The sequence below is a fragment of the Neisseria sp. P0001.S005 genome, assembly GCF_051963715.1.
This window is the reverse complement of sequence record NZ_JBQCTZ010000289.1, coordinates 1-946: the sequence shown is the minus strand read 5'-3', so window position 1 is coordinate 946 and position 946 is coordinate 1. Positions and strand designations below refer to the sequence as shown.

Below are 946 nucleotides of genomic sequence, written 5' to 3'. Positions count from 1 at the left end.
GGTAAGAACGCCAAAGCCGAAGTTAAAGACAACGGCAACGGCACTCACACTGTAACCATCACTGACGGCGAAGGTAAAACCACTACTACCATCATTAAAGACGGTGTAGACGGTAAGAACGCCAAAGCCGAAGTTAAAGACAACGGCAACGGCACTCACACTGTAACCATCACTGACGGCGAAGGTAATACCACTACTACCATCGTTAAAGATGGTGCAACTGGTGCTAAAGGTGATACCGGTGCTAAAGGTGACCAAGGCGATAAAGGCGTCAAAGGCGACAAAGGCGATAAAGGTGACCAAGGTATTAAAGGTGACCAAGGCGCTAAAGGCGACAAAGGTGATACCGGTGCTAAAGGTGACACTGGTGCAGACGGTAAGAATGCTAAAGCCGATGTTAAAGACAACGGCAACGGCACTCATACTGTAACCATCACAGATGGCGAAGGTAAAACCACTACCACTATCGTTAAAGACGGTGTAGACGGTAAGAATGCAAAAGCCGAAGTTAAAGACAACGGCAACGGCACTCACACTGTAACCATCACTGATGGCGAAGGTAAAACCACTACTACCATCGTTAAAGACGGTGCAACTGGTGCCAAAGGTGATACCGGTGCAGACGGTAAGAATGCTGAAGCCGAAGTTAAAGACAACGGCAACGGTACTCACACTGTAACCATCAAAGACGGTAACGGTAACACTACTACTACTGTCGTTAAAGATGGTGCAACCGGTGCTACTGGTGCAGACGGTAAGAATGCTGAGGCTGAAGTTAAAGACAACGGTGACGGCACTCACACTGTAACCATCAAAGACGGTAACGGTAACACTACTACTACTACTGTTAAAGACGGTGCTAAAGGTGATACTGGTGCAACTGGTGCTAAAGGTGATACCGGTGAAAACGGTAAGTCTGCTGAAGGTAAAGTTGAGCGTGATGAAG

At 47.6% G+C, this 946-nt stretch carries 1 protein-coding gene; it reads left to right on the top strand.

The features are described 5' to 3' along the window. Positions 1–946: collagen-flanked surface repeat-containing protein (locus ACTHSP_RS18980; protein WP_440346679.1), on the top strand; the 946-nt coding region annotated here is incomplete at both ends.